An 18433-nucleotide genomic window follows, 5' to 3' on the forward strand; every position below is an offset into this window, starting at 1 on the left:
GTTCGGGCCTGGTCCGCCGTCGGGGCGCGCGGGCCCGCGCCGGGAGCCCGACCGCGCCCGGCCCCGCCGGACCGCCGCGCGCTCGGCCTCCGGGCCCGCCTCCGACGCTCACTCGCCCTCCTACCGGACGCTCCGCAGGGCGCGTTCGAGGATGGCGGCGCCCTCCTCGGCCTCGGCGACGGTCAGGGACAGCGGCGGGGCGACCCGCAGGGCGCTGGTGTCGTGGCCGCCGCCCTTGCCGATGAGCAGCCCCTCCGCGCGGGCCGCCTCGAGCACGGCCGCCGCCGCGTCGGGGTCCGCCTGGTCGGTGCCGGGCCTGACCAGCTCGACACCGATCATGAGTCCCCGGCCGCGCACCTCCCGTACGCCCGGAATCTGCGCGGCCGCGCCCCGCAGCCGCTCGATGAGCATCCCGCCGACCCGCCGCGCGTTGCCCTGGAGGTCGTGTTCCAGCAGGTAGGCCAGGTTGGCGAGACCCGCGGCCATGGTGATCTGGGTGCCGCCGAACGTCGAGATGCTGTTGGCGTCCAGGCAGTTCATGATCTCCGCGCGGGCGACGACCCCGCCGATGGACATCCCGTTGCCGATGCCCTTGGCGAAGGTGAGCATGTCCGGCGGGCCGTTGCGGGCGTGTGCCTGCCAGCCCCAGAAGTGGTCGCCGGTGCGGCCCCAGCCGGTCTGCACCTCGTCGGCGATCCACAGGATGCCCCGCTCCTGGAGCACCTCGCGGAAGGCCGCGTACAGGCCGTCCGGCGGTGAGGTGAAACCGCCGACGCCCTGGACGGGTTCGGCGATCAGGGCCGCGGGCGGCCGCGTGTGACCGAGGAGGTCCCTGAGGTCGTCGACGCAGGCGGCCACGAAGTCGTCGTCGCCGAGCGGGGCGAAGGGGCCGCGGGTACGCACCCCGCCGTGGACGTAGAGCGTCTGCAGCGGGGACAGCGAGGTCGGGGACCAGCCACGGTTGCCGGTGATGCCGACCGCGCTGAACGAGCGGCCGTGGTAGCTGTTGCGCATCGCCAGGATCGTGTTGCTGCGCCGGTACGCCGTCGCCAGCATCAGGGCCGTGTCGTTGGCCTCCGTGCCGGAGGTGGTGAAGAAGACCCGGGCGTCCGGGATGCCCGACAGCTGGGCGACGCGCTCGGCCAGCTCCACCATCGGCCGGTTGAGGTACAGGGTGGACGAGTGGATGATCCGCCCGGCCTGCTCGGCGACCGCCTTGGTCACCTCGGGCAGCGCGTGCGCGGTCATCGTGGTGAGGATGCCGCCGAAGAAGTCGAGGTACCTGTTCCCCTCGGCGTCCCAGACGTGACGGCCCTCGCCGTGTGTGAGCTCCAGCGGTTCGTCGTAGTAGAGGGCGAGCCAGTCGGGCAGCACGCCCCGGTGGCGCGCGTACAGGTCGTTCACGGCTGCACCAGCCCGTCGTACGCGTCGGGACGGCGGTCGCGGTAGAACGCCCACTGCTGCCGCACCTCCTCGACGAGGTCGAAGTCGAGGTCGCGGACGACGAGTTCCTCCTTGCTGTCGCTGGCGACCTCCCCCACGAACTGGCCGCGCGGGTCGACGAAGTAGCTCGTGCCGTAGAAGTCGTTGTCGCCGTACTCCTCCTGGCCGACGCGGTTGATCGCGGCGACGAAGTACTCGTTGGCGACGGCGGCCGCGGGCTGTTCCAGCCGCCACAGGTGGGAGGACAGCCCGCGGTGGGTGGCGGAGGGGTTGTAGACCAGCTGGGCGCCGTTGAGCCCGAGCTGACGCCAGCCCTCCGGGAAGTGGCGGTCGTAGCAGATGTACACGCCGACCTTGCCGACCGCGGTGTCGAAGACGGGCCAGCCGGCGTTGCCCGGCTTGAAGTAGTACTTCTCCCAGAAGCCCTTGACCTGCGGGATGTGGTGCTTGCGGTACTTGCCGAGGAAGGTGCCGTCGGCGTCGATGACCGCCGCGGTGTTGTAGTAGAAGCCGGACTGCTCGACCTCGAAGACCGGGACCACGATCACCATGCCGGTCTCGCGCGCGAGGTCCTGCATACGACGGGTGGTCGGCCCGTCGGGCACCGGCTCGGCCCAGCGGTAGTGCTCCGGTTCCTGGACCTGACAGAAGTAGGGGGCGTTGAACACTTCCTGGAACCCGATGACCTTGGCGCCCTGCCGGGCCGCCTCGCGGGCGTGCTCCTCGTGTTTCGCCACCATGGACTCGGTGTCGCCGGTCCAGGTGGCCTGGACCAGAGCGGCGCGTACGACGTTGGCCATGAGCTGCTCCTTCGACGGGACGCCAGAGCCTCTACGCCCGTAGACGAAAGCCGTAGAGGGTCGAACGTAAGCCTCTGGGAGAGGCTTGCCAAGACCATCGTCGTTAACCCGCGGAGTCGATCACGTTTCACACTCCGGTGGGTGAGCCGCAGGGCCGATCAGACGGTGAAGCCCGCCACCCGCAGTGCGTGGACCAGATCCCAGTGGCGCTCCTCGGAGACGCCCCGCGCGGCCTCCAGCAGCAGCGGGACGAGCGTCTGCGGGCCCGGCTCGGCGCTGCGCGCCGCCTCCTCCGGGGTACGGACGCGGACGTAGGCGTCGAGCAGCGCGCGGATCTCGCGGGGGCGGTCCTCTGCGGCCAGTGTGAGGACGGCCCGCCCTATCTCGGCGGCCGGCCGGGCCACGCCCTGGCGCAGGATCTGCTCCCCGTCGGTGCCGCGCCCGGCCGCGACCAGCGCGTCGGCCGCCGCGACCAGCCGGTCGGCGGGCAGGGAGGCGGCCTCCCACAGCAGGGTCGCCCAGTCGGCGCCCAGTCCGGTCCGCTGCATCTCGGCGGCGAGCTGCGGGAAGCGGGCGGCGGGCCAGTACGCGATCTCGACCAGCAGGGCGTGCGCCTCCCCGCTGCGCCCCTGCCGCCTCAGCCGGACGAGGGTCGCGACCGTCTCGGCGGTCTCCCGCCGCGCCTCCGTGTCCAGCGGCGGGTCGGTCTGCTGCCGGGGCGGCTCGGGGGCCTCCGCGGCCCCGGCGAAACGCGCCCCGCGCGGGCTGCGGCCGGTGGCCGCCCGCGGCGCGGGCGCGGACCCGCTCTCGGGCGGTACGACGGCGGGGGCGGCCTCCGCCTCGACCTCGGCCATCCCGGCGAACCGGGCACTGCCCCGCCGGCGCTTGCGCTGCTTCGGGACGGTGACGGGGGCGGGGGCCGGAGCGGCGGCCGGGGCGGGACGGTGTGCGGTGGAGGTGCGTGCGTCGGGGTCGGCGGCGGGGGGTGCCGTGGGGTCGGTGTGAGCGGTGCGGTGGGTGTGACCGGTCGGACCGGTGCGACCCGTCTGGTCTGTGCGACCCGTCTGGTCTGTGCGATCGGTGCGGTTCATCTGGTCGGTGTGATCGGTCTGAACGGTGTGATCGGTCTGAACGGTGTGATCAGCGTGTGCGGTGTGTCCGCGGGAGGGGGTGTGATCGGTGCCGGTGGTCCAGGGGACCCGGTCCCCGTCCGAGGCATGGGGGGTGCGGTGATCGCCGGTGGTACGGGCGGCCGGGTATCCGCCAGGGGCGTGGGCCGGGGAGTAGTCGCCGGTGTCGTCGGTCGGGGTGTACTCGTCGGCCGTACGGTCCGGGGCGTAATCGCCGGTCGTACGGTCCGGGGTGTACTCGCCGGTCGTGTGGCTCGTGGCGAACTCGTCCGCCGTATGAGCCCGGGAGTAGTCGCCGGCATCGTGGGGCGGGGCGTACTCCTCAGCCGCGGGGGTCGGGGTGTACTCGCCGGTCGCGGGGCTCGGGGCGAACTCGTCCGCCGTATGAGCCCGGGAGTAGTCGCCGGCGTCGCGGGCCGGGGCGTACTCCTCAGCCGCGGGGGCCGGGGCGTACTCGCCGGTCGCGGGGCTCGGGGCGAACTCGTCCGCCGTATGAGCCCGGGAGTAGTCGCCGGTGTCGTGAGCCGGGGCGTACTCCTCGGCCGCGGGGGCCGGGGCGTACTCGCCGGCCGTACGGGTCGGGGTGTACTCGCCGGCCGTACGGGGCGGGGTGTACTCGCCGGCCGTACGGGTCGGGGTGTACTCGCCGGCCGCGGGGTGGTGGTCGCCGGTTCGCTCCGGGCCGGTGCGTCCGCCGTCTGACGTGCCGGTCGTGCGGGGCGCGTCGCGCTGCTGCGGGAGGGCGGGGAACCCGGCGTCGTACCCGGCACGACCACGGTCGCGCGACGGCGCGCCGCCCGGTCCGCGCGGGTCGGACCGCGCCTGCGCCTGGGCCCTGCGCCCATCCAACTCGGCCGCACGGGAGCGGAGTTCGGCGCATCGCCGGGTGGCCCGCTCATGGTCGTCGCGGGCCCAGGCGAGGTCGAGACGGATGGCGTCCGCGTCCTCCTGGGTGGTGGCCGAGGCGAGCGACCGGTTCAGTTCCGCCTGCCGTTCGGCGGCGTACCGCTGCTCGCGGAGCATCACGTCGAACCGGTCACGGAGGGCGTCCCGTCCGCCGGGACGGTCGTCGTGGGCGGCGACGGCGGCGGAGTGCAGGGCCCGGGCCCGTCCCGCCTCGGCGGTGGCGAGCGTGGGGCCGTAGCCGGCCCCGAGGTCCTGGAGGAGCGCCTCCACCACGTCCCAGGGCGGCATCTCGTGTCCGTCGAGGCAGGCTCGCATGCCGTCCGGGTCGCGCTGCCAGAACACGGCACACCAGCCGCCGCGCTGATCCAGGCGCGCCAGCAGACCCTTCAGGTAGTTCGCGAACTCCCGCACCTGAAACGGGAGTTGATCCACAGACATCGCCCAACTCCCGCCAGACCGGAGCACTCCGGTCCGTAGAGAACACCAGTCGTGTTACAGCGTCGCTACGGTCAGTTTTCCACGGGAACGCGGGCGTCGTCCCGCATACCCGCACAGGCGTGCGGGACCCGTCCGGCGCCCCCGGCGCACGCCCCGCCCCACCAGGCGACTTGCCGCGATCTTGACCTGCGCCCGCTCTTCCCCTGGGCAATGCTCTGCCGCGAATTGAGCCTGGCGACAAGGGAGTAGAGGGGCCGGAACGTGGTGGGGGATGACCGGATCGCACACCTCGGCGGGCTCCCACCGCCCGGGCGCACCGCCTGGAGGTGCTGTGCACCGGCGAACGTGCGATCGTGTTCTACGAGCGCCAAGGCGGCCCGTGCCCCGCGTGGTACCCCGGAGCAGCGTCTCCCCCGAGCACCCTGGCGGCCTGCCGTGGTCCGCCGGCCTGGTCCGGGACCGGGCCGAACGCCCCGTCCGGCGCGGTGTGGGCCGCCCCAGGAGGTCCGGGCGAGGGGCACCGGCCGAGGCCGGTCGCGGGTGTGGCCGGGCACGTCCGGGCACTCGCGGCGCACCCGGCACGTCGACCAGCAAGCGCGTCCCGGACCGCGCCGGGGGCGCCGGAACGGACTGATGAGGCCATGAGCAGCGGCTACACGAATCCCGAGGGCTACGGCCCGGACCCCATCGGCGAATTCCTCGCACGCTTCTTCGGCGAGCCCCGTCCGGGCCCCCGGCAGATCGACATCGGGCGGTTGCTGAGTCAGCCCGCCCGGGAGCTGGTGCGGGGCGCCGCCCAGTACGCGGCCGAGCACGGCAGCCGCGACCTCGACACCCAGCACCTGTTGCGCGCGGCGCTCGCCACCGAACCGACACGCGGTCTGCTCAGCCGGGCCGGCGCCGACCCGGACCTGCTCGCCTCGGAGATCGACAAGCGGTCCGGCCCGGTCCAGCACGCCGCCGACCAGGCCCCGCCGCCCACCGCGCTCTCCGTGACACCGGCCGTCAAACGCGCCCTGCTGGACGCGCACGAACTGGCGCGGGCCGGCGGCGCGGGGTACATCGGCCCGGAGCACGTGCTCGGCGCCCTCGCGGCGAACCCCGACTCGGCGGCCGGGCACATCCTGAACGCGGCCCGCTTCGCGCCCTCCGGCCTGCCGCCCGAGTCGGCGCCGGACGCCGAGCGCCCCCTCGCCGAGCGGTCCCGCGCCCCGGCGACGGACACGCCCACCCTGGACAAGTACGGCCGTGACCTCACCGAGCTGGCCCTGCAGGGCCGCATCGATCCGGTGATCGGGCGGGAGGAGGAGATCGAGCAGACCATCGAGGTGCTCTCCCGCCGCGGCAAGAACAACCCGGTGCTGATCGGTGACGCGGGCGTCGGCAAGACCGCGATCGTCGAGGGCCTCGCCCAGCGGATCGTCGACGGCGACGTACCCGATGTGCTCATCGGGCGGCGGGTGGTCGCCCTGGACCTTCCCGGAGTGGTCGCCGGCACCCGCTACCGGGGTGACTTCGAGGAGCGGCTGACCACCATCGTCGGCGAGATCCGCGCCCACTCCGACCAGCTGATCGTCTTCATCGACGAGCTGCACACCGTCGTCGGCGCGGGCGGCGGCGGTGAGGGCGGGTCCATGGACGCCGGCAACATCCTGAAGCCGGCCCTGGCCCGCGGCGAGCTGCACGTCGTGGGCGCCACCACGCTGGAGGAGTACCGCAGGATCGAGAAGGACGCGGCGCTGGCCCGCCGCTTCCAGCCGATCCGGGTGTCCGAGCCCACCGTCGCGGACGCGATCGAGATCCTGCGCGGGCTGCGCGACCGGTACGAAGCGCACCACCAGGTCCGCTACACCGACGAGGCCCTGGTGGCCGCCGTCGAGCTGTCCGACCGCTATCTGACCGATCGCAGGCTGCCGGACAAGGCCATCGACCTGGTCGACCAGGCGGGCGCCCGGGTGCGGCTGCGCGCCCACACCAAGGGCACGGACGTACGGGTGCTGGAGCGCGAGGTCGAGCAGCTGGTCCGCGACAAGGACCAGGCGGTGGCGGACGAGCAGTACGAGCAGGCCACCCAACTGCGCGACCGGCTGGCCGAGTTGAAGAAGCGGATCACGGAGGCGTCGAGGGACGACGAGGCGGACGAGGGTCAGCACCTGGAGGTGACCGGCGAGGCGATCGCCGAGGTGGTGTCCCGGCAGACCGGCATTCCGGTCAGCAGTCTCACCGAGGAGGAGAAGGACCGTCTGCTCGGCCTGGAGGAGCATCTGCACCGGCGGGTGGTCGGCCAGGACGAGGCCGTCCGCGTGGTCGCCGACGCGGTCCTGCGCTCGCGGGCCGGGCTGTCCAGCCCCGACCGGCCGATCGGCGGTTTCCTCTTCCTGGGCCCCACCGGCGTCGGCAAGACCGAGCTGGCCCGCGCGCTGGCCGAGGCCCTGTTCGGCAGCGAGGAGCGCATGGTCCGCCTGGACATGAGCGAGTACCAGGAACGGCACACCGTCAGCCGCCTGGTCGGTGCCCCGCCCGGGTACGTCGGGCACGAGGAGGCCGGGCAGCTCACCGAGGTCGTGCGCCGGCACCCGTACTCCTTGCTCCTGCTCGACGAGGTGGAGAAGGCACACCCGGACGTCTTCAACATCCTCCTCCAGGTCCTCGACGACGGACGGCTCACCGACTCCCAGGGCCGCACGGTGGACTTCACCAACACGGTCATCGTGATGACCAGCAATCTGGGCTCCGAAGTGATCACCGGGCGCGGCGCCGGCATCGGTTTCGGGGCGGGCGGCGCGGAGGCCGACGAGGAGGCGCGGCGCGAGCAGATCCTGCGGCCGCTGCGCGAGCACTTCCGGCCCGAGTTCCTCAACCGTGTCGACGAGATCGTGGTGTTCCGCCGGCTCACCGGCGACCAGCTGCGGCAGATCACCGAATTGCTGCTGGAGCGCACCCGGCGGCGGCTGCACGCGCAGGGGATCACGGTCGAGATCACCGGCGCGGCCGTCGACTGGCTCGCCGAACGCGGCTACCAGCCCGAGTACGGTGCCCGCCCGCTGCGCCGCACCATCCAGCGCGAGGTGGAGAACCAGCTCTCCCGGCTGCTGCTGGAGGGGCGTGTCGGGGCGGGCGGTCACGTCACCGTGGACGTCCGGGACGGGCACCTCGCCCTCCGCACGGACGGCGCGGAGGGCGGGACGGCCCCGCTGGGCACGGAGGGTGCGACGCCCGCCCCCGGGTGATCAGCGCGCCGGGCGCACCACCATCGCCGAGCCGCCGCCGCGCCGTACCTTCTCGGCGGCGGCCAGCCACCTGCCGTCCGGCAGCCGCTGCACGCCGGTCGCGGCGCCGATCTCGGGGTTCAGCTTGAAGGAGTGCCCGATGGCCTCCAGCCGCTTCTGCGACTCGCTTCCGTAGAGGCCGGGTTCGAGTTCGGTCTGGGCGGTGTTGCGCTGGCTGGCGCGTGGCGCGGCGATCGCGTCGACGAGCGGCAGCCCCCGGTCGAGGAAGCCGGTCAGGGTCTGCAGCACGGTGGTGATGATGGTGGCGCCGCCGGGCGAACCCAGCGCCACCACCGGCTTGCCGCGCCGGTCCAGCACGATCGTCGGCGAGATCGACGAGCGGGGCCGCTTGCCCGGGCCCGGCAGGTTCGGGTCGTGGACGGCGGGGTTCGCCGGGGTGAAGGAGAAGTCGGTCAGCTCGTTGTTGAGGAGGAACCCGCGGCCGGGGACCGTGATGCCGCTGCCGCCGGTCTGCTCGATGGTGAGGGTGTAGGCGACGACGTTCCCCCACTTGTCGGCCACCGTCAGATGCGTGGTGTTCTCACCCTCGTACGTCGTCGGGGCCGCCGTGCCCCCGGGGCCGCAGGCCGCCGGCCGGCGCGGGTCGCCGGGTGCGACCGGGCTGGTGAGCACCGCGTCGTCCTTGATCAGGCAGGCCCGTGAGTCGGCGTACCTCTGCGACAGGAGTTCCTTCGCCGGTACGTCCTCGAAGGCCGGGTCGCCGACCCAGCGCCCGCGGTCCGCGAAGGCGATCCGGCTGGCCTCGATGTAGTGGTGCAGGTACTGGACCTCGCTCGCCTTCGAGAGGTTCGTCCGCTCCAGGATGTTGAGGGCCTCACCGACCGTCGTGCCGCCGGAGGAGGAGGGCGCGATGGAGTAGACGCCGAGACCGCGGTACGAAGTCCGGGTGGGCGCCTGGAGTTTGGCGCGGTAGGCGGACAGGTCCTTGGCGGACAGCTTGCCGGGGCGCGCGTTCCAGCCGGAGGCCGGGTCCACCGGCGGGTGGTTCACCGTGTCGACGATGTCCGCGCCGAGGTCGCCGCGGTAGACGGTGTTGACGCCTTTGCTGCCCAACTCCCGGTAGGTGCGGGCGAGATCGGGGTTCTTGAAGGTGGAGCCGACGGCGGGCAGCTGCCCGCCGGGCAGGAACAGGCCGGCGGTGGCCGGGAAGGCGCGGAAGCGGGTCTCGTTGGCGGCGGTCTGCGTGCGGAAGGTGTCGTCGACGGTGAAACCGTCGCGCGCGATCCGCTCGGCGGGCTTCAGTACCGTGCCGAGGTTCCGGCTGCCCCAGGTGTCGAGGGCCGTCGCCCAGGTGGCGGGCGTGCCGGGGGTGCCGACACTCAGGCCGCTGCTGACGGCGTCGGCGAAGGCGAGCGGCTTGCCGTTCTCCACGAAGAGCTGGGAGTCGGCGGTCAGGGGCGCGGTCTCGCGGCCGTCGATCGTGTGCACCGTACGGGACTTGGCGTCGTAGTAGACGAAGTAGCCGCCGCCGCCGATGCCGGAGGAGTAGGGCTCGGTGACGCCGAGCGCGGCGGCCGTGGCGACGGCCGCGTCGACGGCGTTGCCGCCCTGGCGCAGCACCTCGATACCGGCGGTCGAGGCGTCCGCGTCGACGCTGGCGACCGCCCCGCCGTAACCGACGGCAACGGGGACCTTCTTGACGGCGGCGGCCCCCGCGGTGGTCGGCGGCGCCGCCGCTCCCACCGAGACCACGGCGGCCGAGACCGCCAGGACCGCCAGATTCCGTGCGACAGGGCGACGCATCCGTAACCTCCTGTGAAAGGCGTCCGAGCAGCGTATGCCATTGCCATGGCCTCGTCAGGAGCACACGCCCGGACCACCCTTCGAACACGGGTGCGCGTCCGCCCGCTAGCATGCGCGCCCATGAACGACGACGTGCGCAACATCGTCCTGGGAGTGGTGGCGGCCGGCATCAGCGCCACACTCGGCTGGCTCGCCAGGACCTACCTGTGGAAGCGGAGACTCCGCCGCAAGCAGGCCTTCTTCGGGCTGCCGGACAACTCCGACTCGCTGCTGGTGGTCAACCGCGGTGCGAGCGGGCCCGACCTCACGGTGATGCGCTACGACGTGTTCGCGCTCCTCGAACTCGCCGCACTGATCAAGGACTGCAACGCCCACGCCCAGGTCGTCCCGCACGACGCGGCGCGCCAGGGGTTCGGCGAGCGCACCGAGTTCTGCGTGGGCGGGCCGGCGTCCAACCGCCGTATGGCGGCGCATCTTTCGTCCCTGCTGCCGGGGGTGCGGGTGAACGTGGACGCCGAGCCGAGTCCGGACCGCGGCGCCTTCCAGGTCGGCTCCGAGCGCTACCGGGCGGAGGCCGGAAGGACCGAGTACGCGCTTCTGGCCCGGCTCACCGTCGAGCAGAGCCACGGCGTGCGCCCGGTCTTCCTCTTCTGCGGCCAGACCGCGATCACCAACCAGGCCACCACCCGCTATCTCGCCCGCAACCACGAGCAGTTGATCCGCAAGCACGGCACGAACTCGTTCGTCCTCCTGCTGAAGGTCGTCAACTCGCAGGCGTACGGCCCGGACGTGGTCGAGCTGGTGGCGGACGTGACCCGGACGGCGCAGACCCCGCTGCCGGCGACCCCGGCCCCGCGTTCCTCCCATCGCGCCTCCTGACCTTCCCCCCGGGCCAACAATCTTTACTCGCGCGTAACTTACCGACGGGTTACCTGCGGTAGAGGAGTGAGGTTACCGTCGGGTCACTTTGCACTTACACGAGTGAGGAGCGACCTGTGGGACACCCTCGCAAGGCCCTGCGCACGACCGCCGTCGGCGCCGTCTCCGCGACGCTGATCGCCGGGAGCGCCCTCGGACTCGCGCCGACGGCCCAGGCGGCCGCCAACAGCGTCCGGTTCGTCGACATCGGCGGCTACGGCGGCACGGTCCTCAAGGCCAACGTCGTCACGCCCGCGGGCGCCGACCCCGCCCGCCGCTACCCGCTGCTCGTCATGCCCACGAGCTGGGGGCTGCCCCAGATCGAGTATCTCGCCCAGGCCCAGAAACTCGCCGACTCCGGCTACGTCGTGGTCACTTACAACGTCCGCGGCTTCTGGCAGTCCGGCGGCGAGATAGAAGTCGCGGGCCCGCCCGACACGGCCGACGCGTCGAAGGTCATCGACTGGGCGCTCGCCAACACCCCGGCGGACGAACGGCACATCGGCATGGCGGGCGTCTCCTACGGCGCCGGCATCAGCCTGCTCGCCGCCGCGCACGACAAGCGGATCAAGGCGGTCGCCTCGCTCAGCGGCTGGGCCGACCTCGTCGGGTCGATCTACTCGGGCCGCACCCAGCACGTCCAGGCCTCCGCCCTGCTGGACGGGGCGAGCCTGGTCACCGGCCGGCAGAGCACCGAGACCCGCCAGGTGTTCGACGACTTCTACGCCTCCAACCTGGCCAAGGAACCGGACCTCGTCGCCTGGGGGAAGAAACGTTCCGCCGTCAGTTACGTCGACGAGCTCAACGAGAACGGCACGGCGATCATGCTCGCCAACGCCTGGGGCGACACCATCTTCTCGGCCAACCAGTACACCGACTTCTACGAGAAGCTGACCGGCCCCAAGCGGCTGGAACTGCGCCCCGGAGACCACGCCACCGCCGAGATCACCGGCCTGTTCGGGGTGCCCAACGACGTGTGGACCGACACCGGGCGCTGGCTCGACCACTACCTCAGGGGCGAGGACAACGGCGTCGACCGCGAGCTGCCCGTGCGGCTCAAGTCCCGTTCCGCGGACGGCTACGAGGGCTACCCGGACTGGAAGTCCGTCGGCGCGACCCGCGGGAAGATCGACCTCGCCGGCACGACCACCATCCACACCAACGTCGACTCGGGGGCGGACGGCGGGGTCGTCTTCCTGTCCAGCATCCTGGACCAGGTCGCGAAGCTCCCCCCGGTGGCCTCCATCCCCCTGCTCCCCCGCCGCTGGGCCGCCGTGTGGCAGTCGGAGAGGTACCGCACGGCCCAACAGGTGCGCGGCACCGCCACGTTGCACACCACCCTCACGCCCACCGCGGAGAGCGGCACCCTCGTCGCCTACCTCTACGACGTGGGGCCGCTCGGTCTCGGCAAGCTGGTCAGCAACGCGCCGTACACCTTCCACGGGCGTACGCCGGGCCAGTCGTTCGACGTCGACCTGGACCTGTTCTCCACTGCCTACGACGTCCCGGCGGGGCACCGGCTGGCCGTGGTCGTCGACACGGTCGACCCGCTCTACATCGAGCACAACCCGTCCGGCTCGCAGCTGACCTTCTCCTCGCCGGCCTCCGACCCGTCGTACCTGTCGGTTCCGCTGCGCGAGCAGTGATCTCCGGCTGCCGCCGGGCGGGCGAGTGCCCGCTGTCACTGCCTGTCCGGCGGCAGCCTCCCCGATCCGGCCGGCGCCGGGGTCACGGCACCGGCGCCCCGCCTCGCGAGGCCGGACGGCACATCGAGGCCGGCCGGGACCACGGGTCGCACTCCCCCGCTCAGCGGGCGCGTCCCGTCGCACGGGTGGCGGCGGCCCCGGTCACGCCGCCGCGGGCCGGTCGTCGGCCCCCTCCCGGCACCTCGCCGGCCGTCCCCGGGGCGGGGGCTGGGGCCGACCCGCCGGGGAGGAAACCGCCGGACTCCAGGACGCCTGCCTCCAGGACGGCGGGCTCCAGGACGTCTGCCTCTCGGGCGGCCGTCTTCGGGACGTCCGGCTCGGGGGCGCCTGACTTCGGGATGCCGGACTCCAGCACGCGCGCGACGGTCACCTCCCCGTCGCCGACGGCGGGGCCGGCGTCCCGCAGGACCTGCGGCTCCCCGTAGTGCTTGTTGACATCCAGCAGCTCGATCAGCAGATCGACGACCATGCCCGGCCCCACTCACTTTCGGCTGTGTCGTGGCTGCCGCAACCTATCCGGGCCCGCCGAGGGCCACAGAACGACACGCACTTTCCGGGCAATAGCCGTATTTACGGCGAACTGCGGGCCACAGCTTCACCTTCGGGGCACCGGATGTCACTCCTCGGCGACTTCCGCGTACTGCTGCGAGAGCTCGGGAACGCCGCTCGCAGCCCACTCGTGGCCGGAGGCGACCACGTCGAACTCCCGGCCGGTGTCGAGCTGGATCACCGGCTGCCCGTCGCCCCTCAGCCCCCAGGCGGCACCCGGCACGGTACGCACGATGACCGTGCCGAGGTAGAGGCCCGCGTCGTTGCCGAGCCAGGGAAGCACCTCCTCGTCGTCGCGCCAGCGCGGCACCAGCTGATCGAGCGCCTCCAGCGAGTCCACGGAGTCGTCGAGCCGGACCCCCTCCCGGAACGCCTGCGAGCGCAGCAGTTCGCACTCGGCGAGGAGTTCGGCGATGCCCTCGGCGTCGCGGGCCGGAGGGATCTCACGCCGATGGCCCAGAAAAGGGATCTTCATACCCCCAGCGTGTCACTGGCACCACCGTGCGCACCACAGGCGCGCAGGCTCCGGATTCCGGCCGGCGCCACGCCGCGTCGGCACATGGCTCGTTGACGTGCCACTTACGCACCTTTAGCTTCTCTCTGCGCCTTTTGTCGCTTTGTGAGCGTTCGTGAGTCAAGGTGACCACCTGTGAACGGAGAGGAGTCGGCCGTGCGCCGCTGCGTCCGGAGTCCCGCGGTCGCGGCCGTCGTCTCCTCCTCTCTTTCCGTCTCCCTCTCCCTCTCCCTCTCTCTCGACCCGGCGACGGCCGCCCCGGCCCGGACGGGCACCGGAGCTGTGGCACTCCCGCTGAAGCGGCTCTTCGACAACACGGCCGTCAGCGACGACACCCGGCCCGGCGCGGCGGACTTCGACGGCTCGGGTGCCTCCCTGTCCGCGCGGGACCTGACGGCCGCGGGCTGGACGCCCGGCCGTGTCCTCACCGTGCAGGGGGCCCGGCTGACCTGGCCGCTGCGCCGGCCGGGCACACCGGACAACGTACGGGCCGACGGGCAGGAGGTACGCGTCGGCGGAGCGGGCGACGCCCTCGCCTTCCTCGTGGCGGGCACCGGCGGTGCGGAGGTGGGCGGCCCGGGCACGGTCTCCTACCGGGACGGCGCCCGCTCCGCCTACCGGCTCACCGCCCCCGACTGGCGCACCGGACCGCTCGCGACGAAGGCGGTGGCACTCCCCCACGTCAACACGCCGGGCGGCCGACTCACCGAGCGCGCACGGCTGTACGTCGTCACGGTCCCGCTGGCCGTGGGGCGCGAGGTCTCCTCGGTACGGCTGCCGCGCGCCGCCGGGCTGCACGTGTTCGCCCTGTCGGTGCGGTCCGATGCGGCCGGCTGGACCGGGAGTTGGGCGGCCGGGACGTCCGGTGTGCAGAGCGTGGGGCCGTGGACGGACCGGACCCTGCGGCTCGTGGTGCACACGTCGGCGGGCGGACGGCGGGTACGGCTGCGCTTCGACAACACCTTCGCCGGTGCACCCGTGCGGATCGGCCGCGCGAGTGTGGCGGTGCGGGCGTCGGGGGCGGCCGCGCGAGGGACACCGGTCCCGCTGGCCTTCGGCGGTGCGCCGGGCGCCGAGATCCCGGCGGGCACACAGGTGTTCAGCGATCCGCTGGCCTTCGAGGTGCCCGCCGACGCCGGTCTGCTGGTGAGCATCCACCTGCCGGGGACGGTGACGGCGGCGCCCGCCCACCGGCTCGCGCAGCAGCGGTCGTATCTGAGCGAGCCGGGCGACCACACGGCGGACAGCTCCCCGGCGGCCTATCCGGGAACGGTCACCACCTGGCCGCTGCTGACCGGGGTGGACGTGGACGGCGGACCGGGGTCGGTGGTCCTGCTCGGGGACTCGATCACGGACGGCGCCGGGTCCACGCGGGACGCCGACCGGCGGTGGCCCAATGTGCTGGCCACCCGTCTGCTCAGTCAGCATGTGGTGCCGCACTATGGGGTGCTCAACCAGGGGATCTCGGGAAACCGTGTGGTCGCCGACTCCTATCCCGGTGACGGGGTGGCCACGAGCCCGTCCGGGGTGAGCGCGCCGCACCGCTTCGACCGGGACGTCCTGGCCCAGACCTCGGCGCGCACGGCGGTCGTGTTCGAGGGTGTCAACGACGTGCGCTGGGCGGCGACGGCAGCGCAGGTGGTCGCGGGACTGCGGGACCTCGCCCGGCGGGGGCACGCGCGCGGGCTGCGGATGCTGGCCGCGACGATCGCGCCGTGCGGCGGCGAGGCCCGCTGCACGGCCGCCGTCGACGCCGAGCGGGTCGCGGTGAACGCCTGGCTCCGGGCCACCGACGTGTTCGACGGCGTGCTCGACTTCGACGCCGTCCTGCGGGACCCCGCCCACCCGGCCCGCCTGCTGCCCGCCTACGACGGCGGGGACCACCTGCATCCCGGGGACGCCGGCCTGGCCGCCCTCGCGGAGTCGGTGGACCTCGAACTGCTGCGGGCCCGGCCCTGATCCGGACCAGCAGCCGACCCTGGTGCCGCGGGTCCTAGTGCCGCGGCAGGCAACGTTCGCCCCGTCGCGACGCCCGGCACGCACTCTCGCCGCACCGGCCGAAAGCCCAAGTACATCCAGTACGAGGACTTCCGGCCGGCACACCGAGAGCACGCACCGAACGCCGCTCCCTGACGGGCAAACGTTGCCTGCCGCGGCACTAGACGTCCAGGTCCACCACGACCGGCGCGTGGTCGGAGGCGCCCTTGCCCTTGCGCTCCTCGCGGTCCACGAACGCGTCGCCGACGGCCTTGGCGAACGGTGCGTTGCCGTAGACCAGGTCGATCCGCATGCCGCGGTTCTTGGGGAAGCAGAGCTGGCGGTAGTCCCAGTACGTGAACGGGTGCTCGTACTTGAGGGGGCGCGGGACCACGTCGGACAGGCCGGCCTCGCGCAGGGCGGCCAGGGCGGCACGCTCGGCGGGGGTGACGTGGGTGGAGCCCTCGAAGGCGGCCCGGTCGTACACGTCGTCATCCGCCGGGGCCACGTTGTAGTCGCCCAGCACGGCGAACGGGCGGCTGCCCGCCGCGTCCTCGGCGACGGCGGCCCGCAGCGCCTCGAACCACCGGAGTTTGTAGGCGTAGTGCGGGTGGTCGACCTCGCGGCCGTTGGGCACGTACACCGACCAGACGCGGACCGGGCCGCAGGTCGCCGAGACCGCCCGGGGCTCCTGGACGCCTTCGTAACCGGGGTCGCCGGGCAGGCCCTTGACCACGTCCTCCAGGCCGACGCGGGAGAGCACCGCCACGCCGTTCCACCGGCCGGTCGCGTGGACCGCGGCCTCGTAACCCAGCTCGCGCAGCTGGCCGGACGGGAACTGCTCCTCGGCGACCTTGGCCTCCTGGAGGCACAGCACGTCCGTACCGCTGCTCTCCAGCCAGGCCAGCAGCCTCGGGAGGCGGGCGGTGATCGAGTTCACGTTCCAGGTGGCGATGCGCATGCCCCACAACCTACCCGGCGGGTCCGACAACGCCGTCTCAGACCTCCGCGGAGCCCCCCGGCGCCAGCCGCAGGTGCCGCGCCCCGCCGAGCGCGCCGATCTGGTTGTCGTAGACCGGGCGGGCGAGGTCGGTGAGCATGGCGTCGTGGATGTCGTAGGCACGTTGCGGCCTGACCTCGCGGACGTAGTCGATCACCTCGGAGATCTTGCTCCAGGGGGCCATCACCGGGAGCATCAGGGTGTCCACCGGCTGGTCGGGGACGGTGAGGGCGTCGCCCGGGTGGAAGACGCGGCCGCCGTCGACGAGGTAGCCGACGTTGGTGATGCGCGGCAGGTCCGGGTGGATCACGGCGTGCAGTTCGCCGTGGACCTGGACGTCGAAACCGGCGGCGGTGAACGTGTCGCCGTGGCCGACGGTGTGGACGCGCCCCGGGAAGGCCGGCGACAGCTTCTCGGCGACCGACCTCAGCGTCCAGACGGCGGCCTCCGGGTTGGCCTCCAGAGCGGTCCGCAGCCGTTCCTCGTCGAAGTGGTCCGGGTGCTCGTGGGTGACGAGGATCGCGTCCGCGCCGAGAGCGGCGTCCGCCTCGCTGAAACCGCCGGGGTCGAGGACCAGTGTCCGGCCGTCCTTCTCCAGGCGGACACAGGCGTGCGACATCTTCGTGAGTTTCATGAACCCCATCCTGCCCCTCGCCCCTGTCCTGGGCCGAGCCGCCCCCGGCCTCGCGCCCGGGGCCTCACTCGGTCGGCGTCGTCTCCTCGCGGACGACCTGCTGCGCCACCCTGAACGCGCTGGTCGCCGCCGGCACGCCGCAGTAGACGGCCGCCTGCATCAGCACCTCCCCGATCTCCCCGGGCGTCAGTCCGTTGCGCAGGGCGGCCCGGGTGTGGAAGGCGAGTTCCTCCAGGTGACCGCCCGCGACGAGCGCGGTGAGGGTGACACAGCTGCGGGTGCGGCGGTCGAGGCCGGGCCGGTCCCAGATCTCGCCCCACGCGTAGCGGGTGACGAACTCCTGGAAGTCCCCGGAGAAGTCGTCGGTCTCGGCCAGCGTCCGGTCCACGTGCGCGTCGCCGAGCACCTCGCGCCGTACCTTGATCCCGGCGTCGTACAGATCGGGCCGCCCCGTGAGCCGCGGCTCCGGCGCCATGGCCGCGGCGATCTCGGCGATGGGCGCGACCTGCGGCGGGGCGGCCGCCGGAACCTGCTGGACCGGAGCGGCCGGGACCGCCATCTGCGCGGTGCCGTGGTCGAAGGCGGGCTGCCAGGCGGTGGAGAAGTGCCGGACCAGGAGATCGCTGACGGCGGCCGGCTGCTCCACCGGCACCAGGTGGGAGGCCCCGGGGACGACGGCGAGGCGGGCGTCCGGGATGCCGGCGACCAGCGTGCGGGCCTCCGCCGGGCCGGTGACCTGGTCGTCGGAGCCGACCAGGACCAGGGTCGGCACGCCCACGCGCGCGAGTTCGGGCCGTACGTCGAACGAGGCGAGCGCCTCGCAGGCCGCGATGTAGCAGCCGGGGTCGGTGGTGCGGACCATCTGCACGGCCCACTCGGTGATCGCGGGCTGGGCGGCGGCGAACCCGCCGGTGAACCAGCGGTCGGGAGAACTGCGGGCGATGGGGTCGAGCCCGTTCGTCCGCACGATCACCCCTCGCTGCCGGAACTCGTCGGCCGTGCCGAAGCGGGGCGAGGCGGCGATCAGCGCGAGCGAGGCCAGCCGCTCCGGGTGGCGCAGCGCCAGTTCGACGCCGACGGCGCCGCCGAGCGCGCAGCCCGCGTAGCCGAAGCGCTGCACCCCGAGCCCGTCGAGCGTGGCCAACAGCCGGGCGGCCAGTTCGCCGACGGACCCCGCCGGGTAAGCGGGCGAGCCGCCGTGTCCGGGCAGGTCGAAGCGGAACACCCGCCACTGCTTGGCCAGTTCCGGAACCTGCCGGTCCCACATGTGCCAGGTGGTACCCAGTGAGGGACCGAGGATCAGGACAGGTGCGTCTTCTGGCCCGTCAAAGCGGTATTGCAGGGTGTTCATCGGTGTCTCACTCACCCGCCTGACCCTCTCATCC

At 73.0% G+C, this 18433-nt stretch carries 13 protein-coding genes; 4 read left to right on the forward strand and 9 right to left on the reverse strand.

The window, feature by feature from the left end; genetic code table 11:
• Positions 1-120 precede the first annotated feature (120 nt).
• The 3 genes from AC07AZ_RS00875 to AC07AZ_RS00885 form a co-directional block, all read right to left on the reverse strand.
• Positions 121-1404, reverse strand: coding sequence for an aspartate aminotransferase family protein (locus tag AC07AZ_RS00875; RefSeq protein ID WP_478842358.1), 1284 nt, complete (start codon positions 1402-1404; stop codon positions 121-123).
• Positions 1401-2243 carry a nitrilase-related carbon-nitrogen hydrolase gene (locus tag AC07AZ_RS00880; RefSeq protein ID WP_478842360.1) on the reverse strand — a complete coding sequence of 281 codons (843 nt, stop codon included), beginning with the start codon at positions 2241-2243 and terminating at the stop codon, positions 1401-1403. The genes AC07AZ_RS00875 and AC07AZ_RS00880 overlap by 4 nt, the downstream gene beginning before the upstream one ends.
• Positions 2244-2401: 158 nt before the next feature.
• A complete protein-coding gene (locus tag AC07AZ_RS00885) occupies positions 2402-4717 on the reverse strand; it encodes a hypothetical protein (RefSeq protein WP_478842362.1) in 2316 nt (771 codons plus the stop codon).
• Positions 4718-5358: 641 nt separating this feature from the next.
• Between AC07AZ_RS00885 and AC07AZ_RS00890 the strand changes: the two genes are divergently transcribed.
• Positions 5359-7947 carry an ATP-dependent Clp protease ATP-binding subunit gene (locus tag AC07AZ_RS00890; protein WP_478842364.1) on the forward strand — a complete coding sequence of 863 codons (2589 nt, stop codon included), beginning with the start codon at positions 5359-5361 and terminating at the stop codon, positions 7945-7947.
• Here AC07AZ_RS00890 and ggt read toward each other — a convergent pair whose 3' ends face one another.
• Positions 7948-9750 (reverse strand): gamma-glutamyltransferase, encoded by a 1803-nt coding sequence (gene ggt / locus AC07AZ_RS00895; RefSeq protein WP_478842366.1) that lies wholly within the window; start codon positions 9748-9750, stop codon positions 7948-7950.
• A gap of 120 nt (positions 9751-9870) precedes the next feature.
• Between ggt and AC07AZ_RS00900 the strand changes: the two genes are divergently transcribed.
• Positions 9871-10629 carry a hypothetical protein gene (locus tag AC07AZ_RS00900; protein ID WP_478842368.1) on the forward strand — a complete coding sequence of 253 codons (759 nt, stop codon included), beginning with the start codon at positions 9871-9873 and terminating at the stop codon, positions 10627-10629.
• Positions 10630-10745: 116 nt separating this feature from the next.
• On the forward strand, positions 10746-12314 hold the full coding sequence (locus AC07AZ_RS00905) for an alpha/beta fold hydrolase (RefSeq protein ID WP_478842370.1): 1569 nt from the start codon (positions 10746-10748) through the stop codon (positions 12312-12314).
• Positions 12315-12474: 160 nt separating this feature from the next.
• Here AC07AZ_RS00905 and AC07AZ_RS00910 read toward each other — a convergent pair whose 3' ends face one another.
• Together AC07AZ_RS00910 and AC07AZ_RS00915 are read right to left on the reverse strand one after the other, a co-directional pair.
• Positions 12475-12843 (reverse strand): hypothetical protein, encoded by a 369-nt coding sequence (locus AC07AZ_RS00910; RefSeq protein WP_478842372.1) that lies wholly within the window; start codon positions 12841-12843, stop codon positions 12475-12477.
• A 147-nt stretch (positions 12844-12990) separates the two neighbouring features.
• Entirely contained in the window at positions 12991-13398 is a 408-nt protein-coding gene (locus AC07AZ_RS00915) for a DUF6278 family protein (protein ID WP_478842374.1), read from the reverse strand.
• Positions 13399-13572: 174 nt separating this feature from the next.
• On the opposite strand from AC07AZ_RS00915, the gene AC07AZ_RS00920 reads away from it, so the two are divergent.
• Positions 13573-15396: an SGNH/GDSL hydrolase family protein gene (locus AC07AZ_RS00920; RefSeq protein ID WP_478842376.1), complete on the forward strand. Its 1824-nt coding sequence runs from the start codon at positions 13573-13575 to the stop codon at positions 15394-15396.
• A 199-nt stretch (positions 15397-15595) separates the two neighbouring features.
• Here AC07AZ_RS00920 and AC07AZ_RS00925 read toward each other — a convergent pair whose 3' ends face one another.
• The 3 genes from AC07AZ_RS00925 to pcaDC form a co-directional block, all read right to left on the reverse strand.
• Entirely contained in the window at positions 15596-16375 is a 780-nt protein-coding gene (locus AC07AZ_RS00925; RefSeq protein ID WP_478842378.1) for an exodeoxyribonuclease III, read from the reverse strand.
• A gap of 37 nt (positions 16376-16412) precedes the next feature.
• Complete coding sequence (locus AC07AZ_RS00930; RefSeq protein WP_478842380.1) at positions 16413-17048, reverse strand: MBL fold metallo-hydrolase; 636 nt, start codon at positions 17046-17048, stop codon at positions 16413-16415.
• A 64-nt stretch (positions 17049-17112) separates the two neighbouring features.
• The gene (gene pcaDC / locus AC07AZ_RS00935; protein WP_478842382.1) at positions 17113-18414 is read right to left on the reverse strand and encodes a bifunctional 3-oxoadipate enol-lactonase/4-carboxymuconolactone decarboxylase PcaDC; all 1302 of its coding nucleotides are present in this window, start codon (positions 18412-18414) and stop codon (positions 17113-17115) included.
• Between the last annotated feature and the right edge of the window lie 19 nt (positions 18415-18433).

This window comes from Streptomyces sp. NPDC043878 (assembly GCF_056435735.1).

Coding starts and splice junctions, on each gene's coding strand:
- AC07AZ_RS00880 (WP_478842360.1), bottom strand. CDS start 2,243: ATGGCCAACGTCGTACGCGCCGCTCTGGTCCAGGCCACCTGGACCGGC.
- AC07AZ_RS00885 (WP_478842362.1), bottom strand. CDS start 4,717: ATGTCTGTGGATCAACTCCCGTTTCAGGTGCGGGAGTTCGCGAACTAC.
- AC07AZ_RS00900 (WP_478842368.1), top strand. CDS start 9,871: ATGAACGACGACGTGCGCAACATCGTCCTGGGAGTGGTGGCGGCCGGC.
- AC07AZ_RS00930 (WP_478842380.1), bottom strand. CDS start 17,048: ATGAAACTCACGAAGATGTCGCACGCCTGTGTCCGCCTGGAGAAGGAC.
- AC07AZ_RS00910 (WP_478842372.1), bottom strand. CDS start 12,843: ATGGTCGTCGATCTGCTGATCGAGCTGCTGGATGTCAACAAGCACTAC.
- AC07AZ_RS00890 (WP_478842364.1), top strand. CDS start 5,359: ATGAGCAGCGGCTACACGAATCCCGAGGGCTACGGCCCGGACCCCATC.
- ggt (WP_478842366.1), bottom strand. CDS start 9,750: ATGCGTCGCCCTGTCGCACGGAATCTGGCGGTCCTGGCGGTCTCGGCC.
- AC07AZ_RS00915 (WP_478842374.1), bottom strand. CDS start 13,398: ATGAAGATCCCTTTTCTGGGCCATCGGCGTGAGATCCCTCCGGCCCGC.
- AC07AZ_RS00925 (WP_478842378.1), bottom strand. CDS start 16,375: ATGCGCATCGCCACCTGGAACGTGAACTCGATCACCGCCCGCCTCCCG.